This window comes from Psychrobacter sp. P11F6, from assembly GCF_001435295.1.
GTDB lineage: Bacteria > Pseudomonadota > Gammaproteobacteria > Pseudomonadales > Moraxellaceae > Psychrobacter.
Map to the genome: position 1 here is coordinate 370,679 of NZ_CM003594.1, position 26,803 is coordinate 397,481.

20 protein-coding genes are annotated in these 26,803 nt (G+C 42.7%); 18 read left to right on the plus strand and 2 right to left on the minus strand.

Annotated elements, in window-relative coordinates; genetic code table 11:
- Window positions 1-244: 244 nt before the first annotated feature.
- From AK822_RS01605 to AK822_RS14785, 17 genes are all read left to right on the plus strand, one after another.
- On the plus strand, window positions 245-1,300 hold the full coding sequence (locus tag AK822_RS01605; protein ID WP_060490336.1) for a hypothetical protein: 1,056 nt from the start codon (window positions 245-247) through the stop codon (window positions 1,298-1,300).
- Between the two features lie 81 nt (window positions 1,301-1,381).
- Entirely contained in the window at window positions 1,382-2,584 is a 1,203-nt protein-coding gene (gspF, locus tag AK822_RS01610; protein ID WP_060490337.1) for a type II secretion system inner membrane protein GspF, read from the plus strand.
- A 719-nt stretch (window positions 2,585-3,303) separates the two neighbouring features.
- Window positions 3,304-3,771, plus strand: a complete 468-nt coding sequence (gene gspG / locus AK822_RS01615) for a type II secretion system major pseudopilin GspG (RefSeq protein WP_060492134.1) — start codon at window positions 3,304-3,306, stop codon at window positions 3,769-3,771.
- Window positions 3,772-4,034: 263 nt separating this feature from the next.
- Window positions 4,035-4,598, plus strand: coding sequence for a protein-disulfide reductase DsbD domain-containing protein (locus AK822_RS01620; protein ID WP_060490338.1), 564 nt, complete (start codon window positions 4,035-4,037; stop codon window positions 4,596-4,598).
- A 67-nt stretch (window positions 4,599-4,665) separates the two neighbouring features.
- Window positions 4,666-6,798 (plus strand): cytochrome c biogenesis protein CcdA, encoded by a 2,133-nt coding sequence (locus AK822_RS01625; protein ID WP_060490339.1) that lies wholly within the window; start codon window positions 4,666-4,668, stop codon window positions 6,796-6,798.
- Between the two features lie 389 nt (window positions 6,799-7,187).
- Window positions 7,188-8,615, plus strand: coding sequence for a phospholipase A (locus AK822_RS01630; RefSeq protein WP_060490340.1), 1,428 nt, complete (start codon window positions 7,188-7,190; stop codon window positions 8,613-8,615).
- A gap of 27 nt (window positions 8,616-8,642) precedes the next feature.
- Window positions 8,643-9,494, plus strand: a complete 852-nt coding sequence (locus AK822_RS14980) for a ComF family protein (RefSeq protein WP_060490341.1) — start codon at window positions 8,643-8,645, stop codon at window positions 9,492-9,494.
- A 367-nt stretch (window positions 9,495-9,861) separates the two neighbouring features.
- On the plus strand, window positions 9,862-10,347 hold the full coding sequence (locus AK822_RS01640; protein WP_060490342.1) for a pilus assembly FimT family protein: 486 nt from the start codon (window positions 9,862-9,864) through the stop codon (window positions 10,345-10,347).
- Window positions 10,344-10,994 carry a type IV pilus modification protein PilV gene (gene pilV, locus AK822_RS01645; protein ID WP_060490343.1) on the plus strand — a complete coding sequence of 217 codons (651 nt, stop codon included), beginning with the start codon at window positions 10,344-10,346 and terminating at the stop codon, window positions 10,992-10,994. The genes AK822_RS01640 and pilV overlap by 4 nt, the downstream gene beginning before the upstream one ends.
- Entirely contained in the window at window positions 10,994-11,971 is a 978-nt protein-coding gene (locus AK822_RS01650; protein ID WP_060490344.1) for a PilW family protein, read from the plus strand. The genes pilV and AK822_RS01650 overlap by 1 nt, the downstream gene beginning before the upstream one ends.
- 22 nt (window positions 11,972-11,993) lie before the next feature.
- Complete coding sequence (locus AK822_RS01655; RefSeq protein WP_060490345.1) at window positions 11,994-12,824, plus strand: PilX N-terminal domain-containing pilus assembly protein; 831 nt, start codon at window positions 11,994-11,996, stop codon at window positions 12,822-12,824.
- Window positions 12,825-12,972: 148 nt separating this feature from the next.
- Window positions 12,973-16,665 carry a pilus assembly protein gene (locus tag AK822_RS01660; protein ID WP_060490346.1) on the plus strand — a complete coding sequence of 1,231 codons (3,693 nt, stop codon included), beginning with the start codon at window positions 12,973-12,975 and terminating at the stop codon, window positions 16,663-16,665.
- 111 nt (window positions 16,666-16,776) lie between these two features.
- Window positions 16,777-17,337: a type IV pilin protein gene (locus tag AK822_RS01665; RefSeq protein ID WP_060490347.1), complete on the plus strand. Its 561-nt coding sequence runs from the start codon at window positions 16,777-16,779 to the stop codon at window positions 17,335-17,337.
- The gene (locus AK822_RS01670) at window positions 17,337-17,792 is read left to right on the plus strand and encodes a type IV pilin protein (RefSeq protein ID WP_060490348.1); all 456 of its coding nucleotides are present in this window, start codon (window positions 17,337-17,339) and stop codon (window positions 17,790-17,792) included. The genes AK822_RS01665 and AK822_RS01670 overlap by 1 nt, the downstream gene beginning before the upstream one ends.
- A 319-nt stretch (window positions 17,793-18,111) precedes the next feature.
- Entirely contained in the window at window positions 18,112-18,591 is a 480-nt protein-coding gene (locus AK822_RS01675) for a pilin (protein ID WP_060490349.1), read from the plus strand.
- A 153-nt stretch (window positions 18,592-18,744) separates the two neighbouring features.
- Complete coding sequence (locus AK822_RS01680) at window positions 18,745-19,245, plus strand: pilin (protein ID WP_060490350.1); 501 nt, start codon at window positions 18,745-18,747, stop codon at window positions 19,243-19,245.
- A gap of 65 nt (window positions 19,246-19,310) precedes the next feature.
- A complete protein-coding gene (locus tag AK822_RS14785; RefSeq protein WP_157292343.1) occupies window positions 19,311-19,484 on the plus strand; it encodes a hypothetical protein in 174 nt (57 codons plus the stop codon).
- A gap of 92 nt (window positions 19,485-19,576) precedes the next feature.
- On the opposite strand, the gene fdxA is transcribed toward AK822_RS14785, so the two are convergent.
- Both fdxA and mutS read right to left on the minus strand, forming a co-directional pair.
- Window positions 19,577-19,900: a ferredoxin FdxA gene (gene fdxA / locus AK822_RS01685; protein WP_055123496.1), complete on the minus strand. Its 324-nt coding sequence runs from the start codon at window positions 19,898-19,900 to the stop codon at window positions 19,577-19,579.
- 206 nt (window positions 19,901-20,106) lie between these two features.
- Window positions 20,107-23,265 carry a DNA mismatch repair protein MutS gene (gene mutS / locus AK822_RS01690; protein WP_060490351.1) on the minus strand — a complete coding sequence of 1,053 codons (3,159 nt, stop codon included), beginning with the start codon at window positions 23,263-23,265 and terminating at the stop codon, window positions 20,107-20,109.
- Window positions 23,266-23,771: 506 nt separating this feature from the next.
- On the opposite strand from mutS, the gene secA reads away from it, so the two are divergent.
- A complete protein-coding gene (gene secA, locus AK822_RS01695) occupies window positions 23,772-26,549 on the plus strand; it encodes a preprotein translocase subunit SecA (RefSeq protein WP_060490352.1) in 2,778 nt (925 codons plus the stop codon).
- The last annotated feature ends 254 nt before the right edge of the window (window positions 26,550-26,803 follow it).

A 26,803-nucleotide genomic window follows, 5' to 3' on the forward strand; every position in this document is an offset into this window, starting at 1 on the left:
TAACGCTTTTTTGTTTTCTCATAGTGAAGTATGAGACTTTTATGAAGATATTTCGTCTATGGTTAAAAGGTGTCGACACGGAGTATTTTGACGATGGACAGCTGACAATGTGCTTGTGTTCAGGTACTATGGAATAATGAGTCATTTAGGCGCAAACGCTTGTTTTTAGCGTAAGATATGTCACTGTATGGTGGTCAGATCGTTTGTTCTAAATGATATTTATTTTTGCTGCTGATGGTATGTTATGACTGAACCGACCGCAAAGCCACGCGCAGGAGCCAATAGCCAACAAGGCTCAGCTATGTCCGCTAAAAAACAAAGCGATATGAATCTAAGCAACGTCAAGCATGGTCGAAAAGACAAGACGGGTGCGACACCTGACAAAGCGATGTTATTGGCACTGTTTACGCTGCCAGATATTGAAGAGGTAGGTGTTAAAGAGACAGTTGTCAAAGGCGCAGCTGATGAGTTATCTAGTACCCATAGCGCGGTGCAACAATCTGCTGCTAGCGAGATGAATATTGCCGAGCAGCGTGTGGCACTGTATCGTACCCAGCATGAGCGTACGCGATTATTATATATGGCATCCGCTGCCACGCGACCTACTTATTTGGTACAAACGCTCAAATCACAATTCGCAGAACATCAGCAATACTTGCTGGCACAGCAGCTTGATAAACGCGGCTTGATGGATACCGATGGATTAGAGCGTCTTTGGCAGCAGCTGCATGTGGTCGATGACATCATCGCTGATATTGTCCGTCATATGCCAGCTCAGCAGCCAGCAGGTTGGCAATTGACTACTCAAGATGGGCGAAATCCGCTATGCTTTGCCACCGTTGGCAAATTAAAGAACAGTAAGCCTATTCGTGATCAAGGTAGTCTAAATAGCTATGTACTTGGGCACTTCGGCGTGAGTAGTTTTACCTATGACCGCGGCTATTATATTGGACATGTCGTTGGCTACTTATTCAGCTGTTATTTTTGTGCCCATCTATCTATTAGCTATGGTGTTACGGCACTTGGTCCGCAGGTTATAGCTGATTACGATTACGCCAGTCTTGAGACGCCATATATGGTTAGACTGCTACAAGGGCTGGATGGCTACTGTAAAAAACGTATTTATCAATTGGCAGTTATCTGTGCACGATTGAGTGTCTTTGCCAGTGACAAGCGTATCGAGAGAATGCTCATTGCTGAGGTCAACGACTTCGATAAAAAACTGCAGCAGCAGCACTTAGATGTTTTGTTATTGCAAGGTTTGATGCCAGACAGTAGCGATTCTACGCCGCTTTTTTAAGCCATTTAATCTCGATAGACCGCCTTTATAAGTCCTTGTTTATTACCTTTTATTATTGATCACTTTAGGATATTCGCTGCTATGCCCGCTTATCATTATAAAGCGTTAGATGACCATGGCAGTGTGCAAAAAGGCTTGCTCGAAGGCGATTCTGCGCGGCAAGTTCGCCAGCAGCTGCGTGATAAACAATGGACGCCCGTTGAAGTCAGTGCCGTCAATGATAGACAAAACCAGAATAAAAACCGCTATAAAAAACCGTCTGCTTACGAGTTAGCATTGCTGACCCGTCAATTATCGGTATTATTGGCAGCGGGTATTCCGTTAGAGGAAACGCTTGCCGCCGTCGCCAAACAGTCACCAAAAAATCACATTAAATCTCTCATGCTTGCCGTGCGCTCTCATGTATTAGAAGGTTTGAGCTTGGCGCGAGCATTGCAGCAAGCCGCCAGTTTTCCACCACTATATATCGCGACCATTGCGGCAGGGGAAAAGTCAGGTCACTTGGATTTAATCTTGAACCAGTTGGCAGATTACACCGAAAACCGCTTTGCATTGCAAAAGAAAATCCAAGGCGCAATGGTTTATCCGATTGTGCTGATGGTGATGGCAATTGGCGTTATTATGGGTTTGATGAGTTTTGTGGTGCCCAAAATTGTCAAAGTGTTTGAGCAGTCTGAACAGGCATTGCCGCTGATTACCCAAATTGTTCTTAGCCTATCTAATCTTATTACGCAGTGGTGGTGGCTGATGCTGCTAGTATTGGCCGGAACAGCGTTTTTGTTTTATCGTTTTGCGCAGACGCAAGCGGGTAAGTTAGCGATAGACAGCATCGTGCTAAGACTGCCGATATTGGCGCGGTTATCAAAAGGGCTGAATGCAGCACGTTTTGCCAGTACATTGGCGATATTGGTACGCTCAGGGGTGCCGTTGATTGAGGCATTGCATATTGGTGCGGCGGTGACGACCAATTTACACATTCAAAAAACCATCATCACTGCAGCTGATAGGGTGACGGAAGGCTCAAGTTTATCGAGTCAATTAGAAAAGTCTATCTACTTTCCGCCGATGATGGTGCAAATGATTAAAAGTGGCGAAAACTCAGGTGAGCTTGAAAACATGCTCAGCCGCGCCGCCAATATGCAGGAAGCAGAAGCCACCAACTTTATCAGTACCTTATTGTCGCTACTTGAGCCGTTGATGCTAGTGCTGATGGGCGTGGTAGTGATGATTATCGTAATGGCAGTGATGCTGCCGATTGTCAATATGAATGATCTGGCAGGATAATGAGCACTTAAGCCTTCTGAGCTTGTGTGCCTCCCGCTCACATTTCTATTGTAGCCATCTTACTAAATATTACGCTAGCTTTCTTAAGATTTGCTTACTGTTGTAGATTGTTGACTGAGTCACGTTTTTATTAGGGTAAAGCCAGCCATCAAGCTATAGTAAGCGTCAGTCAAAAGTTATCCTTATAAATAGAGTCGGTTCAAGATAATTTAGATACAAGGAAGGTGAGTGAAAGTACTACACATAGTAGACTGAGCGAGCCTGACACAGTATCTAATTTATATAGGAACGACTATATTACTCGTCATGCTGTGCTTCAGTATTGATGCTTATAAAAGTCAAGGTTCATAACAATATACTTGCGGTGCTAGGGCGTGTCCTTATTTTAAAAATGGTGATAAAAATGAGATAAATTGCCGTCAAACAAGGAAAGTAGCGCAAATAATATCGAGATATTAAGAAACTATTTGACGATGTTTGGCAAAATTTAGCTATTTTTAGGCCATTTAGAAAGTAAACGATTGAATTGAGGACACGCCCTAGATAAAAATAAAATCATGGTTTATAGTGATAATCGTTTCAGTGCTCATTAATACGCCGATCATTAATGTTATTTGAACGCCACTTTTCCTATTTACATCACCCTGATGCCAAAAGCGATGACAAAAGCGATGACTATAATTGACAAAATTCAAGTAACTACTATGCCAATAAGTGCTATGAGTGACAACAAGCCAGCTCCTACGAGAGCCCGTCAGCCACTGCCTATGCGTAATAACCAGTCTGGATTTACTCTGATCGAGATCATGGTCGTGATTGTAATCTTGGCAATTCTTGCAGGCTTAGTTGTCCCGAAAGTGGTGGGACAAAGTGATAAAGCTCGCGTCAAGACTACTGAAACAGCGCTCGCTACAGTATCCAACGCCCTTGATATGTATAAGATTGATAATTCGCGCTATCCGACTACCGCACAAGGTTTAGAAGCATTAACCACACCGCCAGCAGAGGCCAAAAACTACCCAGATGGTGGTTATATCAAAGGCGGCTATCCAACAGATGGCTGGGAAAACGAGATGCAATATGTCGCCCCAGGCAGTGAAGGTCGTCCTTATGATTTATTCTCGCTGGGTGCAGATGGCCAGCAAGGCGGCGAAGGTCAAGATGCTGATCTTTATGCCCAATTATAAGCACTAGCTTGACGGGTAATTAAAATATGGGTAGCTAACAATCCCTTACTCAATAGTATGTTTATTGGTGACGGCCGCTCTAATGCTCTTAAATATCAACCAATAAGACCTTATTGGTTGATATTTTTATATCAGTAAATAAATGGCGTGGCATTCCATAGATAATGTCAAACCATCCATTTTTCCAACAAGCTATACGTTTGATACCAGTCATATCGCCCCGCTCATTTGTCATTAAAATCAGCCAGTAGAGGTCATTACTCATGTTTACCAACAAACTCAACTCACAAGCCGTCATTACAAATAAACGAGTCTCTAAGTTGCCTCACGCACTTGCAATTATGAGTACTTCATTGATGATAGGGTTGTCAATGGCATCTATGAGCGCCCAAGCTGCAGGTTTGGGCGAGTTATTTGCTAATAATGGTGCCGCCCAATCGAAGTTTTTGCCTGTCGATAAAGCGTTTCAAGTTATTAGCAGCACGAAAGCTACCTCTAAGGGCACGCGCTTATCTATTAATTTTGATATTACGCCAGGTCATTATGTCTATAAAGATCAGCTTACTCTCAGTTTTCCTAAGGGCGTGAGTGCAACCCCCTTTACTTTTAGTCAGTCGCCGGTCTCCATTGGCGACCCAACCTTTGGTAAGGTTCCCGTTTTTACCCAAAAAAACATGGTAGCAACCACGACTCTGACTACTAACAATGGTAAAGGCGCAAAAAATGCACCGATTGTCATTGGCTGGCAAGGCTGTGCAAAAGCTGGGCTGTGCTATCCGCCAGAGAAAATCAAAACCACGGTTGATATCGCCGTGACACGCAAATAGACCACAAGCCGATCGACTCAAATATTGGTAATAAATAGCATATTAGGTAATAAATAGGTAGCTCTTCATGTCCATCAAGACAATAGAAAAAAAACCATCGCTAACGGTACATCGCTCGTCCAAAAAATCTTATCTACTAGCATTTGCGGTCGCTAGTAGCTCGTTATTTACAGGACTGGCTGCGCTGCCCATGATGACGCACGCGGCAGGGCTGGGTGATTTATTTAGCAGTGATAAAAATGCGGCACAGACGAAGTTTTTACCAGTGGACAAAGCTTTCCAAGTCAGTGATAGCAGTAAAGCTACCAATAATGGCACGCGCTTAGCCATTAATTTTGATATTACGCCTGAGCATTATGTTTATAAAGACCAAATCAAACTGACGTTGCCAGCTGGCGTGACCGCCGCGCCTTTTACCTTTAGTCAAAAGCCAGTTTCAATCGATGATCCGACATTCGGAAAAGTACTGGTGTTTGACCAAGCGAATATGGTGGCGACGACGATCTTGAGCAGTAATAATGGTAAAAGCGTGAACGATGCCGCCGTGGTGATTGGCTGGCAAGGCTGTGCCAAAGCAGGACTATGCTATCCACCTGAAAAAATTAAAACGACGATTGATATCGCTGCTACAACGCCACAAATTGCAGAAAATAGCGCCAGTACTTCTACTCAAGAGGCTGCTAATAATAGTCTGACAGATAATGACAACACCGCCGAGTCAAGTGAAACGGTTGCCGATAGTCTTGCAGCAGAGCAAGCGCTGACTGATGATGGGGTGATTGATTACGCCTTGTTGGATGATGAGGCTTTAGATGGAGAGCTTGGCGCTACCAATACGATTTCTGGCGCAGATGAACAAGGCGTCGATGGCACTGCGACAAGTGAGGTTTCTGCGACAACCAACAATACTGTTGCTGGAAATAATGCCACTGATAGCGATCCTTTTGGTTTGGCTTCTCATCCTTGGTTGGCATTGGTATTATTGTTTTTAGCAGGGCTGGGTTTGGCATTGACACCATGCGTACTACCAATGTTGCCAATCGTTGCCAATATCGTTGCCCGTGAGGAAAACCCAACGGTGAAACGCGGTGTTATTCTCACCACCAGTTACGCTATTGGCGTGGCAACGGCTTATGGTATTTTGGGCGCAGTTATTGCTGTGTTTGGTGAATCATTAGGCATTATCGGCTGGCTACAAAACCCCATTATCCTGATTGGTTTTGCGATTGTATTTGTCCTACTTGCACTATATATGCTGGGTATGTTTAGTATCCGCTTACCGAGATTTATTAGTAATAAAATGCAAGGCTTGAGTCAAGCAGGGGATAGTAAGCTGGGTAGTACGGGCGGTAGTTTAATCGCGGGTTTCTTATCTGCGCTCGTAGTATCGCCTTGTGTTTCTGCGCCATTGTTTGGAGCGCTGCTTGCCGTATCGACGATTGGTAGTCCATTACTGGGTTTTGCAGCTTTATTTATGCTGGGTTTTGGTTTATCCGCACCGCTTATCTTAATCGGTGCCACCCAAGGTAAAATTATGCCGAAAGCGGGCGCGTGGATGAACTGGGTCAAGCAAGGTTTTGCCTTATTGCTCTTTGCCGTTGCTTTATTATTAATTGAGCGCGTCTTTATCTCACCCGTGATGCTAATGGTATGGGCGTTATGGTTTATGGTTGTAGCGATGTGGGCGTGGAGTTGGTTGGGTAAAGGTCGTATGCTGACCCAAGCATTGGGATTAATCGCTGGTATTTGGGCCACCTGTTTAATCATCGGCGCGGCGTTGGGTAACGATGATAGTTTGCATCCGCTGGCATCTTTAAGTGCTGCTCCGATGATGCAGGCGACTGGTCAGCCAGCCATGAGTAATACAACAGATAAAACCGTCACGACGCTGACTGAGTTAGATGCCATTATCACCGCCAACCCTAAAGTGCTTGTCGATGTCACTGCTGAATGGTGTATCGAGTGCCGTATTATGGATAAAAACTTATTCCATAATCGTCCAGCGCAGATGCAGGATTGGCAGTTGGTGAGACTGGATATAACAGAAACTACGAAGGATTCTAAAGCAATCTTAGCGCGCTATAAATTGTTTGGTCCGCCAGCATTGCTGTATTATCAAGACGGTCAGTTGACCAATCAACAAGTAGGCGAGATTGCTCGTCCAGAGTTTGAGCAAACGTTGACGATGCTTAATAACTGATATCTTAATAACTGATATCTTAATAACTGATACTTAACAAAACGAATAAGTCTTTTCTAAAGGCTTAACAATATAAAAGAGCCAATGTACTATTCATACAGTACGTTGGCTCTTTTATTTTTATCAATGGTTACCTGACATCCTGACGCTAAGCATTTGGTTTAGCGTTGATTATTGATATTTACATTGGTATAGGGCAGCGATAACGCTAGTATAGTACACACATTTTCATTACAATAAAGCAACAATGCTGAAGGCGCATTACTCGTTGTAACTGCTCACTTCTATATCTGAATGTCATTGGGTTTATTTTAGCGATGACGCTGATGGTCATACTCATTATCTTATATACTCTGCTGGCGATAATGTCAGTTAGATAAAGGACACTTATGTTTTCCCATATCACCGCACAGCGCCGCCCTATGCCTCTTATTACAGCGCGCAAAAACACTTTATTTCAGACAAGAAAGCATTATTTGAATATTGCTGTTGGTCTAGCGCTAACCTGCTTTACCGTGCAAGTCCAAGCTGCCGATAAAACTCAGAGCGATAATGAGTTACCAGTACCGGAGGCAGCGTTTGAGTTTGAAGATTATCAGGTGTCACAGGATGCCAATACAGCTTCGCAAGATCGCCAAGTAGTCAGTAAAGAATTTATTGCTCAGCAAGCAAAATTGTTTTTTGAATGTACTCAAGTACAGACCAGTGCCGCCCGTTTGGCTTGCTTTGACAAAGTGGCTGAAGAAGGTAAAACACCCAGCTACACCACAACTAAGCAGCCAGTAGATTTGGCAAAAACCTTTCAAAGTACGCTTTCAGGTAATCCGCAAGTTGTCTTTGTAGAAGAAAAATCTACCATTGCTGGTGCTAATAATGCCGCTACTGGCTCAGTCGCGCGCGCGCCTGCCACTAATGAAGGTTTAGACACCGTTGGACTGACGCAAAGAGAAGCACAAGTTTTAGAAAATGTTGGGGTCACTCAAAAAGATATCGAAAAATATACACCGCTTAGTTTATCCTATGATCTCGATAAAAATAGTGAGCGTGGGACTTGGACGGTAAGGCCATACCGACCAACCTATGTATTGCCAGTATTTTATACCTTTGACCCTAACCTAAATCCAAGCACGCCGTCACAGGAAACGGAGTCTTTTACTTCTAATGACATACGCAATACTGAACTAAAATTTCAGTTGTCTTTGAAGACCAAAGTTGCCGAAGACTTATTCGATACCAGTGCTGATTTGTGGTTTGGTTATACCCAAGAGTCACATTGGCAAGTTTATAACGAAGATAACTCGCGACCATTCCGTGCCACCGACTATCAGCCTGAAATATTTTTGACTCAGCCAGTGACCGCAGATTTACCTTTTGGTGGTCGTCTTCGTATGCTTGGTGCTGGTGCCATTCATCATTCTAATGGACAAGATGATCCGTTATCACGCTCATGGAACCGTGCTTATCTCATGGCAGGGGCAGAGTGGGGTAAGCTATCAATCGTACCGCGCCTGTGGGCTCGAGTGAATAGTGAAAGCAGCAGCAGTGAAGACAATCCAGATATCGAAGACTACATGGGTTACGGTGATATCAAATTCTTATATGACTTGCCTGATCAACAGAGTCTGAGCGGTACATTCCGCTACAATCCAAGCACCAATAAAGGGGCGGCGCAAGTCGATTATATTTATCCATTATCAGAGAATGTTAATGGCTTTGTTCAGGTTTTCCAAGGCTATGGCGAATCCATCATCGATTATAATCACGAAAATACCTCTATTGGCTTTGGTATCGTACTGAATGATTGGAAAGGTTTCTAATATCAGCGCACATTTTGATAATCGTCCATGCGACTTTTAGCGCCTTATCAAACCGGACTATGGCTGGCAGAGTATCTCGATATACGCTGCCAGTTGTGCCGTGTTTATCGCAGCACGCCACAATCTCAGCTATCTCAAAATTACCTCTTATCAAATATTAGTAGCTTGCCAACGGCTGATTCTATACCGCACTCTCTAAACCCCTTGCCAAACAATCCTTCGTTTTTTGCTAATTTGCGCCAGCAATTTAACCACCGTTTTAACAGCGGACTACTTTGCTCACATTGTCATGACAGTATCGCGTGGTTGCCGAAACCCTTCAATGTTGATATTGCTTCTGATACGGTTTTATCTATCCAAACGGCGACTTATTATGAGTATCCGCTACGTCAAGCGATCAGAGCTTTTAAGCACCATGAAGACATGACCAAATTACCGTTATTGTTGCATGCTATACGTCAGCTACCACGTCCTCATGGTTGTCATCATGATAATAGCGTGATTGTCGCTATGCCAACAACCGAGCAACGACTGGTCAAGCGTGGCTTCGATCCTGTCAGTATTTTATCGGCGCAATTGTCTAAGCATTGGCAGATACCTTTATGGCATGGTGTAAAGCGTATTGACGACACTGTCAGTCAGCAAGGGCTTACACGTGCTGAGCGCCTGAGTAATCTAGACAATGCTTTTGTTTTAATCGAAAAACCTACTGTGAAACGCTTATTATTGTTTGATGATGTTGCGACCACGGGTGCTAGTTTACAAGCATTGGGACGTACACTGCTTACCTCGGCTGAGACAGTCACCATGTCAGATATTCAAGCCAATCATAAATACCATCTTTCTGCCTATGCTGTGGCGCATGGAAATCAGTCTTAAAATCTGTTGCTCTCTATTGGTAATCACTAATATGTTGCTAATTTGTTGCCTTAACGCTATATTATTAAAATAATATATGTTTATTTGTTATTAATATCCAAGATATGATGCTTATCACTCAATAGCATTGCTTGTAAAATGATATTTTCTAAATAGCTTGCATAACTGTTATGGCTATTGTTATTTCTATGCAAAACTTTTGTCAAATATTATGGAACAAAAATTGCAGTATTCTGATTAAATAACAATAAAAAGACGGGCAAAAATGATATGAAAATATGAATTCATTGTTAATGTTTTTGATCCAGTATTGGTATTAGACAAACAATAGTTATTATAAAATTGCCGTTATAAATAGGGATTTGATGTGAACGCATCTACAAATAATCTACCACTTACGCTACGAACAACCAACTCAGGATTTACCCTGATTGAACTGATGGTAACGATTGCAGTATTGGCTATTATTGTCGGTATTGCTGCGCCTAGTATCAGTAATCAGTTGGCTAATCAAAGAGTGAAGTCAACGACTGCGACGCTCGTTAATGCACTAAAAGAAGCTAAGGTAGAGAGTGTGATTCGGCGACAGGAAGTTGAGTTATCTTATGATAATAACGGTAGTAATACAGGTAAAATAGAACTTGAAGATGACGATTCAACGTTTGCTAATTACGGTTATGACGCCAAAAGTACTATTAATTCTGATAATAATAATATCGAATTTAAGCCAAATAAAACGGCAGATGCAATGACGTTTACGATTTGTGATGATAATAAAAGCATTAGTCCGCGTCAAATTTTAGTTAGTGCCATCGGGGTTATCACCATTCAGTCAGGGGGAACATGCTCATGAAAAAATTTGGTCAACAGCATGGTGTAGGTCTGGTTGAAGTTTTAGTTGCTGTATTACTCTTGTCTATTGCTGTCTTAGGTTTTAGTGCCTTACAAGTGCGAGCGGTCAGCGCCACTGATGAGAGTCTTGTCCGTACTAAATCACTGACACTCGTTCGAAATTTGGCTGAGATTATGCGTGCTTATCCTGAGGCTTATGTCACTGGCGGCGGCGCTGCTTTCGTCAGTGTTACACCTGACACCGCGCTTGCTATACCTACTATCCAAGCGGTTATCAGCAGCACTGCAACTGACAATATTAAGGTTGATACAAAAACCATAAGCCGTAATGGTGCTAACAACTGCTTATCAAATGGCACAACGACTAATGCTGATAGTAAAAAAATTCCAAATAAACTATGTAACATCAGCCAATTGGCAACTCGTGACGCATTGATGGTCAAACAGTTAGCAAAAGATGAAGGTGTAGAGCTTGCCGTGGTTACTTGTCCAGGGACGACCAAACAAGCTATTCAGCAGCAAATGTGTATTGTCACTGCATGGAACGGTACCAAAGCACTATTAGATGATACAGACGTTAAAGCCTGTGCCGGTGTTAATGGTGTTTATAAAACAGGCAGTCAGTGCCTAATATCGGAGGCGTATTAATGTATATTTACAGTAATAGAAGCCATCCTTATCACACTTCACCTTCTTCTGCCTCAGGATTTACGCTTATTGAGCTGATGATCTCGTTAGTCTTAGGTTTACTGATATCTGCCGCAGTAATACAGGTTTATATCATTAGTACCCGTACCGTGACCGTACAGCAGGGCGCCTCAGAAGTTCAAGACAGTACAATATTTGCATTACAAACCCTAGAAGATCAGATTCGTATTGCCAATTTAGGAAACCCTATTACCAATGTTAACGACACCACAAGAAATGGTGGGATTGTTTTAACAGGTAATAATTTAGGAGACAGTAGCTACGCTAATACTGGTTATCTTACGGTCAGTGCTGGTCAGACAGGAACGAAGGGTACCAACGGTTGGACAGGCATATCAAATACGAATGTTGCTAGCGATCAGCTGACTATTCAATATAAAAATATTACGCAAAATGCTTTGTTTGACTGTGAGGGTGCAGAGATTGTTGCCGGTAGTAGCGATTGGGTTATCGAGCGCTACTTTGTGCGCCCAGTAGCAGGAAAAACAGCAGTAACAGGTTCACAAAACTTAGTGTTGGCTTGTGATGCGGGACGTCTGAGTAGTGCAGGTGTTGTTAGTGATTTGGGTGATAATGGTGAGGTAATGATACCGGCTATTGACCAATTTAAGGTGCTATTAGGGACGCTAACAGATGTAAATAATTTAACGTATCTGCCATCAAGCATTTATCTCAATTTAGATAAACCTTTACTCACGGATAAGCCTGCAATCACGACAGTCAAAATTGGTGTCATCGTTCGTAGTAGCACGCCACTAATCAGTAGTGTAGACAAAACTGACTTTAGCGTATTTGGCACAGCACAGACATTGAAAACCGAGAAGACTAAATATTATCGCCGCAGTTATGAGTCAACAAATTTATTGCGTAACGCTCGTGTTATGTCGGTAACGGGTATGACATCTAGTAGCAAGTAGCACCACAAAAAAAGAGGACAACATGTCAAATATACCTCATCACCAGTCCCTTAAAAGCTCTGTATCAACACAGCAAGGCGCTGTACTAATTGTAGTGCTATTGTTTTTAGTGTTGATCATCTTGGTCGGTGCTATCGCGGTTAAACAAAGTACCACTGATTTGCGCCTAGCAACTAGTGACCAGATAAACACCTTGCTATTGCAATCGGCAGACAATGCCAATCAAAATATCGAGCAAGGGGTCAACGGTAGTAGTGATGCTGAGGTATATACCGATATGCTATCGCGTGGCGGGCCATTTGGACACTTTATTCTAGATACCAATAGCGCTGAACATGAATACATATTTTGTTTTCGTCCACGTGGGCGCTTCTTTGATATTAATAAAACCACTATTAACACAGAAAACGGCGGTAATATTTTAGGCAATGATATTGGTTACTGCAATCCATCAGCGCCTGCCGACTATGTCAGTGATCGTAATGCGAGCATGACTCAAGTAAACGTTTCATTGACAGCGCCAAGTGCTAGCAATGAAGCATTTAGTAGTTACACGATTGGACAGGACAGCAGTGAGATATCAAGCCAAGCGTTTATGTTCGATATCACTAGTACTGCGATACTACCAGCCTATTCTGGCAAAACAGATGCTGCCAAAGACTGTTTTAAAAAGACCAGTCGAGTAGGAACAGTGACGGATGCTGAAGATGCTATTGGCGGCTGTATGATAGAAGAGGGTGTGCCCAATACTGTGTTATATGAAGTAGCCAATGTAGAAAACTTGTCATTACGTGAGAACTGTGTCGACTTTGGTAAAGGGAAAGGCGTTGTTTGTACCCTTCCTACTACCTAGTCTGCTGTAGTTAAGGATAGATAGCAGTATCGAATCGTTTAAAGTTGTTAGAGCACGCCTAATAGTAAGCATATAATTGTTAAATGGCAATTGAATGACTGCTAATGATTATTCGCTCGATAGCTCAATCCATTTAAGGAGTCAGTCCATGAAAAAATTACAGAATAACAGCTTTAGTCGACGCACATGGCCTATCAAATTGCTATCGGCAGCAGTAGTCATCGGTATGACAGGTACCATGGTACAGGCGGCTAACCCCAACCATAAACCTATTGGTGATTTAGAAATTTATACACCTGCCAAACCAGGTACAGCGACTCTATTTATGATGCTTGATATATCAGGAAGTATGGGGGATAGCTTTATAGATGAGGATTATGGAAGCAAGTATAGTAGCTGTAGCTCATCTAACGTCAGTGAAATTAAATCTGAAAAAATTCGCTCTGTTATTTATAAACGCAAGTATAAACGTACGATAACAGGTGATTTGTTTAGAGATGATGATGGCAATTTGGTAAAAATTAAAGACCTTGATAATATCTATAAAGAATATAGCTTTACACCTAAAGGTTGCACTAAAAGTAGTCCTACGCGATACTCCAGACTTGTTCGTTTACAAATAGCACTCATCGAGTTGTTAGCAGATGAAGTTTATAAGACAGGAACAGATGGTAGTTTGAAAAAGACGGGTTCATTAGAAGATGATTATGAAGTAGGTATAGGTAGTTATACTGATAGTGATGGTAGAGTTAAAGTGCCTACTCGAGCACTGACCCCTGAGCAGCGTGCAGAACTAATTGAGAGTGTTGAGGGGTTGAGAGCAGGTGGTGGCACCCCAAGTGCTTATGCATTAGCAGAGTCTGGCGCTTACATGATGGGTACTACTACTTATTCTTGGAGTACCAGAAATAATAGTGGATTTAAAGATTCTATCAGTAGCTCTAAAGATGGAGATAATTATATATCACCATTAAGCACTAATGAATGTAGTGGTAATGGTATTTACTTATTAACAGATGGTGTACCTAATAATACTGATGGTAAAGATTTAATGAATTTGTCCCTAAAAGGGGGTACAAAGCCTTTATCTGTTGGTACTTGTAGTGGGTTAACAGGTGGTGCCTCTAAGGCTTGGGGATGTATGGGAGACTATGCCGCATTACTACGCAATCCTGTAAACAACAAACTTAATCTATCTATTAAAACCGCAACAGTAGGTTTTGGTTCAACATTTGCTGGATTAACAAAGAAAAAGACAATTATTGTTAACGGTGAGTCAAAAGAAATTATTGATTGCGATAGTGGTAGCGCAAATGACAATACGCGTAATCTTTGTAAGCTTGGTGAGCGTAGAGGTGATGCGGATACCAAAACCTTTGGTGATGGCGGTTTTTACTATACTGAAGAGTCTGAGGATATTGCCAATAGTATCGTCGACTTTGCATCAGGTTTAGTGCAAATTATCAATACGGCACCGTCAGGTACGATTACTATCCCTGACGACCCATATCGCGCCTCTAACCAGCTAGCTTATGCTTATTTACCAATGTTAAATCCTGAAGTTGCTACCTCGGACAGCATTTGGAAAGGTAACCTCAAAAAATATAAGCTAGATCAGGGCACTTTATTCGGCAATGGTAGTAAGTTACTGTACAAAGATATTGCTGGTAACTTGGACGAAAACACCCAAGATGTATGGCAAAAAACCAATTTTACCGTAGATGGAAAAGTAGCCAACAACAATATCACAGCGGGTGGTGTCTATGCTCAATTAAAATCACCAAGCTCAGGTCTTAGTAGTTTACGCACCCTTTATGTGGAAGACTATACTTCAAAGGATAGTAAGATACCGACTTTACGTAAAGTTAGTGTTGATGGTAATGGTAAACCGCAAGGGTTCGATCAGCTGATAGATACAGGTACTTATACAGAGATTAATAAACGCCGTTTACTCAGCTTTTTAGGATTTGACGTAGTATTAACTGACAATGGAAAAGAAACAGAGGTTGAAAAACTAAAGCTTAGTAAGCCCACTAAAGAAGTGAAAGTGTTGGGCGGTGTTGTCCACTCAAAACCTGCCGCAATCTCTTATAGTGCTACCTTAGATGATAACGGTCGTATTACCAATACCCGAGATGATTACGTATTATTTGGCTCTATGGACGGTGCGCTACATGTAGTCGATGCCGATAAAGGAGAAGAGACCTACGCTATCATTCCTAAGAAAATGTTGGAAGATCAGCCAACGGCATTGGTTGATAACTCAAGCAAAGCCAAAGTTGGTGAACCTTACTTTGGCGTAGATGCCCCTTGGTTGGTGGTCACTGATTATAATTATGACTTGGCTGCCAAACGGGTGAAGGTTGATGCATCGTCTGGCAAAGGTATGTTTGCCTATGGTGGCTTACGTATGGGCGGTGAAGCATTCTACGGTATTGATATCACCGATAAAGCAACCCCAAAAGTCATGTTTACTTTGACTCCAGAAGGGCGTAACAACGCCACAGGTAATAATGATTTTGCGCGCCTAGGTCAAATCTGGAGTAAGCCAACGGCTGCTAAGATTCGCCTGAAAAAGGACGACAAACCCACCAATGTCCTTATATTTGGTGGCGGTTATGATATCGCTTACGAAAATGATGAATATATGGCTACCACAAAGGCACCAGCCAAAGGCAATGCCGTTTATATGATTGATGCCAGTGATGGTAAGTTATTATGGTCGACCAGTGGCGAAACTGGCGGTAGTTTAAATACTAAAACAGCGGACATGATTCATAGTATTACGGGCGAGATTGCCGTACTGGATAGAGACAACGATGGTCTAATGGATCATATATACGTGGCTGACTTAGGTGGGCAAGTATTTCGTGCAGATTTTGAAAATGCTCGCCCTGAGAAGTTTGGTTTTGAAGCCGTAACTAAATTCTCAAATAAGCGTGTCACGCGCGTATTAAATAGTAAGCCGAGTGGCAAACCCGCCTATCGTTTTTATGAGCGCCCAGTAGTCAGCTTCTATCGTAACAAAAGCACTGGCAGTAATAATGGCCAGTTATTTGCGCTAGTAAACGTTATATCAGGCAATCGCAGTGCACCACTATCGACGTTGCGTAGCGATAACACTTATGCCAACCGCGTATATGGCATTATTGATAACGATGTGACTAACGCAGATCTTTATAAGAATGACTTTACCACTTCTGTAAAAGATTTAACCGAGAGTAAGCTAACCAATCTAGCCACAGCGCTAGGTAGTGCTCCAAATGAAGCCGCAAAAATCGCTGCTAAGTCAGCAATGGTAGAGGGTACTAAGCAAGGTTGGTACTATCCGTTGACTCGCTTTGATGGCTACAATAATGTCCGCTACAATAAAGGCGTAGGCGACAGTGTGGTCATTAACAATCTACTGTATACCACGGTTTATAACCCCGATAAGCTCTATGGCACGGTTTCAAGCTGTTCTGCAAAAATATCGGGTGGCTCAGAGCGCCAGTTATATTGCCTACCTTATGGCATCTGTATGGAAGCCAGCTCAGGAACAGGTACAGGTGGCTATTTACCTGCAGGTCAAGGTATTCAAGAGCTGACATTAGGTGCTTATAATGAGGAAAATACTGACCTCAAAGTACTCATTGGTAATAGGACTATTACTGAACGCGCGTTAGAAATCAATCGAGCTGGTTATGGCACAGACACCTTTAAAAATGATAGTAATATCAAAGATTTATATCCGGGTGAGGAAAGTCGTCCGACACAAGTCGGTGGCGACGGTACTGCTGGCGAGTATATCTTCAATGAGCGCTATACAATGCAGCCACGTATATGGTATGAACGTAAATAGTAGCGCCACTCACTAAGACTGGCACAGCATTAATGACACTGTATGGATATAGTCGCACTACAAAGAATGAGTAGTGCGACATATTTATGATTAGATTATGGGACGTCACACATGACCAAGATAAGAGATACGATCACAGCGAATGGTGCTCGCGGTTTTACGCTGATAGAGCTGATGATTGTCATCTTCATTATATCGATACTGGCCGCCATCGCTATCCCAAGCTATCGCCGTTACGCAGTGCTGAACGCTGAGCGTGAGACACAAGCCAAAATGCAGCAATTACAGATACAGCTTGAGAGTTGGCGCTCTAAAGCACTAAGCTATAAAGGCTTTCAGCCGCAGAAAATTGATACGAGCAATAAAGTCACTTATGCCTATGCAGAGACAGATAACAAAACCATCTATGTACCGAATGGCAGCGATGCGTCCAACTACCGATATAAGATTACCCTCGTCGATGGCGGTGATACGAGTAAGTCGTTAGTATCGACAGGGTTTTCTATTATCACTGGTCGCACGTGGAAAATGCTAGCAATACCAAATACTTCAGGACCTGCAAAGGGTGGCAGTACGATCATGCTAAGCAGCAACGGCATACGCTGTGCGCATAAAACCAATACGATAGCTATTGCTGATGCCAACTGCGGTGCGAATGAGGAAACTTGGTAATGGTATTGATATATAAAGACACTCAGCAATCATCTATGCAGACAACCGTCTCTCAACGTGGCTTTACTTTGGTTGAAGTCATGATTGTCGTCGCTATCTTAGGCGTACTCGCTGCCATCGCCTACCCAAACTATCAGCGCTATGTCATAAAGTCTAAACGCACGGATATGATGAGTGAGCTACATAATGTCGCGGCCGAGATTCAAAGTCGTAAACTGATCCAAGGTAGCTACAGCAATGCTTTAGTGACGGGACTGGGTGGTGATTATCCCAAGCAAGGCAATGCGCTCTATACCATCAGCTTTACCCCCAATCCGCTCACTTCCGAGTGGCGCATCATTGCCACGCCAAAATCGGGCAGTCAAATGTCTAATGATGGAACGCTTAGTCTTAATTATCAAAATAATAAGTGTCGCGGCAGCGTTTGTGGGACTGCAGATGACTGGAATGATTAGAAACAATATGTTTAAGGTAAATAAAGCTGACAAAAATTGTCAGTAACACTTACCTTTTACTACCTATAATGGGTTAACTGACAATTTTCAGTAGCTTAAGCGTAACATTAACTGTCAGTTACTATCAGAATCATCATTTGTTATGCAAAAATAGTAATAATAATCGAGTACTTAGCACGCATGTACATTATAGCCATTAGTTTTGGCACGTTATATGCAACATCTATTACAAGAGAAACAAACATATTATATTACTAAAGATAAAATGCAGCTGTATCAATAGTAGCTACTTATCTTTATATACCCTAAAGGAGTTCATATGAACACTGCTCAAAAAGGTTTTACCTTAATCGAACTAATGATCGTTGTTGCTATTATCGGTATCTTGGCTGCGATCGCTATTCCTCAGTATCAGAACTATATTGCACGTTCACAAGTAGCCCGTGTAATGGGTGAAGCAGGCTCTTTAAAAACTGCTGTAGATAACTGTTTGCTTAATGGTAAAACTACAATCGGAGCTGCTGCTACAGAGTGTCAACTAGATGCTACTGGCTCTAACTTATTAAGTGGTGCTAAGCAAGATGGCTCAACTGCTGTCACAGCTGGTACTGGTGTGCCACAAGCCACGATTAATGCTGACGGTAGCGGAACTATCATAGCGACCTTTGATAATGGTGCAGCTGCGGATGTGAAAAAAGCTAGTAAAAATACACTCACTTGGACACGTACAACTGACGGTTCATGGGCTTGTACTACTGCTGTTGAAGATAAGTATAAACCAGCTGGCTGTAACGGTTAATAGATGTTTTCTGAGAGAGAAGCTGGCTTAAATAAATTCCAGTTAATCTCAATAAAAAAGCCAAACTTAATGTTTGGCTTTTTTTATCTCTAAATTAATCATGGCATACGTTGTGCACTATCGATATTATCTTACTCATTAGGTAATACCATTATGAAACCGATCAAAAATAGTTACCTATCTAACCAGCTCGGCTTTACTATTATTGAGATGATGATTGTCGTGGCTATTATCGGTATCTTAGCGGCGATTGCTATTCCTCAGTATCAAATTTATGTTGGCAAGACTCAAGCTACTAGATTAGTCAATGAATTGGGACAATTGCGTTTGTCTGTGGAAGAGTGTTTACAATCAGGAAGGGTGAGGATAGGATTAAATACAGACGAATGTGATCCGCGTACAACTGCGTCGAATCTTATAATCGGTGGCTCACAAGTAGGAATTACTTTACCTGACAATATGGGTGTGGCACAGATAAGCAGTCCTCTTATAGCGACGACACGTGTTACCGCCACTGTATCTACTCAAGTTACTCCAGCTATAGTAGGAAGGAAGTTAGTTTGGCTACGTAACAACGAGGGCTCTTGGCGCTGTATTAGCAATATTGGATCTATTTACCTACCCAGTTCTTGTACATACGATGCAAGCTTATAGATAGCAGTATAAAACCAGTTAACAACATATTGCTATTAAGTGGTTTTATATATTTAGGAATAGTCATGAATTATATTATCGGTGCGGCACTGATTAGCACTCTTATTTTCTTTTTAGGTGCTTTATTTGTAAACGGTATTGGTGTTATACCTTCTGACAGCATTTTACAGTATAGCTGGATGATCTGGGGAGTAATGACAGCCTTATGTTATCCATTGGCCAAAAAGATCATGGCATAGATTGTATTCGATAAAATTATGAAGAATAAAAAACCATTCAACGTTATCCTACCATTAAATGGTTTTAGTATCTAAAAATTGCTGATTATAAGTTACTTCTCTAAATACTGAATCTTACCTTCCACACCATCCCACTTTTCAGCTTCTGGCAATTGACCTTTCATCTCAGTGATGTTTGGCCATTTTTGCGCCAGCTCTTCGTTTAGCTGTGTGAACATCTCTTGCCCTTTTGGCACCTCATCTTCTGAGAAGATGGCATTGGCAGGGCATTCAGGCTCGCATAGTGCGCAGTCGATGCACTCGTCAGGATCGATGACGAGGAAGTTCGGGCCTTCATAAAAGCAGTCCACAGGACAGACTTCCACACAGTCGGTGTATTTGCAAAGAATGCAGTTATCTGTAACGACAAAGGTCATAGTGAGGTCTACCTGTTATTGGATTGGCTGATATAGTTCATCCCTTTTAAAAGAGTTACTGTGCTCACCGCGCGTGAAGTATTATTGATACATCTGCACTTGGTTGCCTTGATCTTCTTTTAAAGTGAATCAACGATAAGGGCTACATAGAATAGTTGGAAAATAAGGCACATTTTAACGCCTTTACGACTAATTGACAATTCCCTTTAATGACTAATGATTTTCTTCAAATGATAGAGCAAATCATGGGCTTGCTTTGGCGTTAAGGTATCAGGATTAATTGCATTTAGTTCATCTTGTAAGCTAAACAAATGATTTTGTTGTGGAATATTACCTGATTTTTGAGTTTGAGTAGTATTACTGATACTTACACCTTCTACTTTACTCTCATGATTTTGCAGCTGTTTATCGTTTAACGACTTAGCTAATTCATTTTTGTCATCAACGGTTCTTACGCTTTCTGCCTTAATAGGGTCTAATTTTAAGTTATCTGCTAAGTAGCGCTTGGCTTCATCCAGTACTTGGGTAGGAATCCCTGCCATTTTTGCTACATGCAGACCAAAGCTAGAACTTGCGGCACCATCTTTGATTTGATGCAGTAGGAGCAGCTGACCATCGATTTCACTGGCGGCGACATGGACGTTGCGGATAAGTTTGTCATTGCTGCCACTGCTTTCTTTATAGTCTTCCGCCAATTTTGTCAGTTCAAAGTAGTGGGTGGCAAATAATGTCAGGCAGCCAATCTCGACCAATCGATTAACGCAAGCATGAGCAATGGCTAAACCGTCAGTGGTCGCTGTGCCGCGTCCGACTTCATCCATCAGTACCAGCGATTTATTGGTTGCTTGATTGAGAATATTAGCCGTCTCAATCATCTCTACCATAAAGGTGGATTTGCCGCCCGCCAAATCATCAGCCGAGCCAATACGGGTAAAGATACGGTCGATATCACCAATATGTGCACGCGCTGCTGGCACAAAGCTGCCGCAATGAGCAAGCAGGACAATCAATGCAGTTTGGCGCATATAGGTGGATTTACCACCCATATTAGGACCAGTAATCATCAACAGTCTTTCAGGGTTTTCATCACTGCCTAATGCACAATCATTAGCGACAAAATGGCAGCTATGCTTGGCAGGAGTATTGCTGTGAGTATGAACAGGGTTTAGTGCGGCTTCGACGACGACATGACGACCTGCTTTGATATCGATACTGGTTTGATTGTTATTATTCAAGCCATTTTTTAAGTGACTGTTTTTTAAGCCGCTATCTTCTTTTGAGTCGTTACTCATGACTGGACGCTGCCAGTTATAAATAATTGCAAGCTGTGCCCAATTACTGAGCACATCTATTTGCGCAACCGCAGCGCTTAGTTGTTGCAGTTCGGCTAAATGGTTGCTGAGCTCAGTTAAGAGTTCGTGATACAGCTGCTTTTCACGAGTCAATGCTAAGCTTTGCGCGCTTAGATATTCTGTCTCAACTTCTTTTAGCTTATCAGTGATAAATCGCTCGCTGCTTTTCAGCGTTTGCCGCCGGATAAAATGCGCTGGTGCATTCTTTGCTTGCATTTTAGGCAATTCAAAATAAAAGCCGCTCACTTTATTAAAGCCTACTTTTAGACTGGGTAATTGACTCTCTTGACGCGCGCGTTCTACCATCTCATCCAAAGTCACTTGGATATTGTCATGCAGATGCGTCAGGCGATCAAACTCAGCATCGTAACCTGCGGCGAGCATGCCGCCATCACGAATATGAGCAGGCGGCTCGGCAATAATAGCGCGCTCAATCAGCTCAGCGAGGGACTGTATGGCAGGTAACTGCGCAGGCAATTGTTGCATTAGCATCGGCAACAGTCCTGCTTGCTTATGGCAAATACCTGCATTTGTCAGTAGCGTCGTAAGCTGGGCGCTACTAGCAATACCCTCAGCAAGTTTACGCAGGTCACGCGGCTTAGCACTCATTAGCCCAATACGGCTACTAATACGTTCCATATCACCGATAGCGTTTAAGGTTTCGCGTATGTTTTGAACGGATACGCTATTTTCTAGGTGTTGAGCAGAATATTCAGTATTGACAGAGAGATCACTGTTCTTTAGTAAACTAGCTATCGCATCTAAGCGCATATTAATGCGCGAATGCTGACGCAATGGGCGTTTCATTTGCTGCACCAGTAAGCGTCGACCCATCGGTGTTTGACAATGATTGAGGACAGATATTAATGACGTACCATTACTGCTAACGGGGGTAAATAGCTCAAGATTTTGCTGACTATTGGCATCAATAATTAAATAATCGTCACTGTACTCAATGATCAGCTGATTAAGTTGTGGCACATGACGCTGCTGAGTTTGCCGCGCATAATGTATGAGCGCCGCACAGCTAGATTGGGCAAGAAGTGCGTCATTGATTCCTAGTCCCTCAAGGCGCTGCACGTCAAACTGTTGGCAAAGAGTTGCGCTGGCATGCTCACGGTGGAAGTCATTTTCCGCCACTTCGATAATCGGACAGTCGAGATGTTGACGTAGCCACAGCGTCCAATCTTCGCCGATACGGTCGTTAAGTGCTTCGCTAATGATACATTCACTAGGCGCAAAGCGTGCCAACACCGTCAGCATTTGTGTTTGCAAATTTTTGATATCATCAGGGCTGTTATTATAGCTGGCACTAAGCGTTTGCGTCGTTAGTGTTCCAGCAGCTAAATCCATTTGGCTAATGGCAGCGTGCACAGGTTGTTTGCTGTTCGATTTAGGTATTTCGATATCAATGGCGACCACAGTTGGCGTATGATTGGGCGCAATTAAAGCATCATCAGTAATTGTCCCTGCGGTCAGCGTTTTAACCACTTCACGGCGCATAATACTGCCAGCAGCAGATTTGCTTTTATCTTTTTTCTGCTTATCGCCCATCGTCGGAGCATTGGACGGGTTATTCGTGTTGTCAGTGCCAGTGGCTGATTCGTCAATTTGCTCACACACAACGACGGTTTGCCCAGCAGCTATCAACCTTGCCATGTAGCTATCGGCCGCATGAAAAGGCACACCTGCCATGGCAATGGTATTGCCCGCTTTATCCGTACCACGGCGAGTCAAGGTGATGTCTAATATTTGTGCCGCGCGCTTGGCATCATCAAAAAATAACTCATAAAAATCACCCATGCGGTACAGCAGTAACGCTTGTGGATAGTTGGCTTTCATGGTTAGATATTGCACCATCATCGGCGTATGATCTGCCAAGTGATAAACGGCATCGCCTACCATCAACTGATCGGAGGTCAAAGGTGTCGCGGTCTGTTGTTTTGATATTGCGTACTTCGACGGAGTAGTTTTTTCGGCGTTAAGGTTTTGAGCGGATGGCTTAGCGGTCATGCAGAGTCTCTTATAATGCTTAAATGGGTTTTTAGTCAGCTGGCGTTAAATGGACGACGGTATATACAGATCAGCGTAAAAAAATAGATGAGAAAAACACTCGCTTATGAGTGGTTAATTTGCAAGATTCTGGTTGATTTTTACCAAAATAGCTTTATTAAAGGGTCATCATAGCGCGCAAATTTAGCAGTCGAAAAACTAAGAAGTGTGAAAGTGTAATTACTATTTTAGCACGTCCTGCCGCGCTTTTACGTCGGCAAATATCTACTCGCTGCCCTTGTATCCATCGGCGTCATAACCATATATAATGACGTCACACTTAATTGGGCGATACTTCATTAGGCGACACTTCATTGGGCAGTACCTTATTAATCAGTACTTTGTTAAGAGGTGCTTTGTTAACAAAAGGTACTTAGTCAGGTGATGACTGTAATGACAAGGCGGCAGCGGGCGAAGCTTTGGCTAATGCGCACTAATTATCGAATATTTCCATAGGTCAAAAAATTATGTTATCAAAGATTATAGGCAGTGTGGTTGGCACTAAAAATGACCGCGAATTAAAGCGCATGCGCAAAGTGGTCAGCAAAATCAACGCACAAGAGGCTGCGGTACAAGCCCTATCTGATGAGCAATTACAACAAAAAACCGAAGAGTTTAAAGCACGACACCAACAAGGTGAAAGCTTAGATTCACTACTACCAGAAGCGTTTGCCGTCTGCCGTGAAGCGTCATTACGCGTCAATGGTATGCGTCATTATGATGTGCAGCTGATCGGTGGTATCACCTTGCACGAAGGCAAAATCGCTGAGATGAAAACGGGCGAAGGTAAAACCCTGATGGGTACTTTGGCGATGTACCTCAATGCCATCAGCGGCAAGGGCGTGCATCTGGTTACGGTCAACGATTATTTGGCGGCGCGTGATGCTGAATTGAACCGTCCATTATTTGGCTTTTTGGGCATGACCGTCGGTGTCATTTATTCGCAGCAGCCGCCGCAAGAAAAAATCGCCGCTTATCAAGCGGATATCACTTACGGTACCAATAACGAATACGGCTTTGATTATCTGCGCGATAACATGGTCTTTAGTTTAAAAGAGAAAAAGCAGCGTCCATTAAACTTCTGTATTATCGATGAAATTGACTCTATCTTAATCGATGAGGCTCGTACGCCGCTAATTATCTCAGGTCAAGCTGAAGATTCTTCACGTATGTACGCGCTGATTAATACCATTATCCCGGTGCTGATTCGCTCAAAAGACGAAGAGGCCAATAAGAATAACGAAGAAGAAGATTTCTGGATTGATGAAAAAAATCGTCAAATCGAAATCAGTGAAAAAGGTTATGAAAAAATTGAGCGCTTCTTAATCGAAGTCGGTGAGTTGGGTGAAAATGAAAGTTTATACAGCCCAAGCCGTTTGCCATTATTGGCTCACGTACAAGCTGCCATTCGCGCCCATCATGTATTTGTTAAAAACGTCCACTATATCGTCGATGATGGTGAAGTGGTTATCGTTGATGAAAACACGGGTCGTACCATGCCGGGTCGCCGTTGGTCAGAAGGTCTGCATCAAGCGGTAGAAGCCAAAGAAAACGTCGAAATTCAAGCAGAAAACCAAACGCTTGCGACCACGACGTTCCAGAACTACTTCCGTTTGTATGAAAAATTATCAGGCATGACAGGTACCGCTGATACCGAAGCAGCAGAATTTAAATCAACTTATGACTTAGATGTCATCGTGATTCCAACGCACGAGCCGATTGCTCGTATCGATATGGATGACCAGATTTTCTTAACCAAGCTAGGCAAATACAAAGGTATCATTCGCGAAATCAAAGAGATTCAAGCAAAAGGTGCCCCAGTATTGGTTGGTACGGCGACGATTGAAGCCAGTGAAGAGTTGTCTTACTTGCTCGATCAAGAAGGCGTCAAGCATAACGTTCTCAACGCCAAACAACACGAACGTGAAGCCGAAATCATCGCGCAGGCGGGTAGTCCAAAGGCTGTGACGATCGCGACCAACATGGCAGGTCGTGGTACCGATATTATCCTTGGTGGTAACTGGCAGTCGTTTATTGAAGATATCGATTCGGTCAGTCCTGAAGAAATGGCACGCCTAAAAGCAGAATGGCAAGTCAAACATGACCAAGTGGTTGCGGCTGGCGGTTTGCATATCATTGGTTCTGAGCGCCATGAATCACGTCGTATCGATAACCAATTACGTGGTCGTGCCGGTCGTCAAGGCGATCCTGGGATGTCGCGTTTCTTTTTATCGCTCGAAGATGACTTGATGCGTATCTTTGCTGGTGACCGCGTTGTAAATATGATGCGTGCCATGGGTCTTAAAGAAGATGAAGCCATTGAGCATAAGATGGTCTCAAAATCGATTGAAAATGCCCAAGGTAAAGTAGAAAGCCGCGATTTTGATGCGCGTAAAAATCTGTTGAAATATGATGACGTCGCCAATGAGCAGCGTAAAGTGATCTATGGTCAGCGTGATGACTTGCTAGCAGAGATGGACTTGCTTGAAGCCATTGAGATTATGCACGAAGAAGTTTATAACGCCATGATTAACCAGTTTATTCCGCCAGGTTCTATCGATGACCAATGGAATATTGATGGCTTAGAAGACGAGCTTGAAAATGAATTTAAGATTGCGATGCCGATCAATGATTGGCTCGATGAAGATCGTCGCTTAGATGAAGAAGGCTTACGTGCCAAAATCATCCAAACGGCTATCGATCGCTATCATAGCCGCCGTGAGCAGATGGGCGAAAAAGATGCTGCCCAGCTTGAGCGTCACTTTATGCTGCAAAGTTTAGACAAGCACTGGAAAGAACATTTGACCCAAATGGATCAGCTGCGTAAAGGCATTCATCTGCGTGGTTATGCACAGAAAAACCCTGAGCAAGAATATAAGCGTGAATCATTTGAGCTGTTCCAAATGATGCTTGGCGCAATTAAATCTGAGACCGTTCAAGATTTATCACGTGTCCATATTCCGACTAAAGAAGAGCTAGAAGCGCTGGAAATACAGCAGCGTGAGAATGCTGCTCATATGCAAATGCAGTTCGAGCATAGTGATATTGATAATATGGATAGCGGAGCTGAAAAAGCCGCCGCGCAAAATCGTAATCTTGCTGGTAGTGCGGTCGCAGGTGCTATTGTGGGTAGTGGTAATAATGCCAATGAGGCAGACCCATACGCTGGTATGAATATCAGTCGTAACGCCCCATGTCCTTGTGGTTCAGGCCTTAAGTACAAGCAATGTCATGGTAAAATATAGCATTCATAAGCGAATATTGATAATAAACAGCTAAGCATTGCTGCTCATATATCTTTAATATTCGTTAGTTTCAAAAGCCCTTATCTAAAGTAGATAAGGGCTTTTCTGTATTTGCTCATATTCTTTGTCTCTACATTATCTTGAATCGACTATATTTTTTGTAGGCAGTAAAGTTGACTCTTCACAAATGTGTTGGCTATATTTCGTATTGATTACTTACAAATTCAACATAGGCGTGAATTTATGGGCACGTT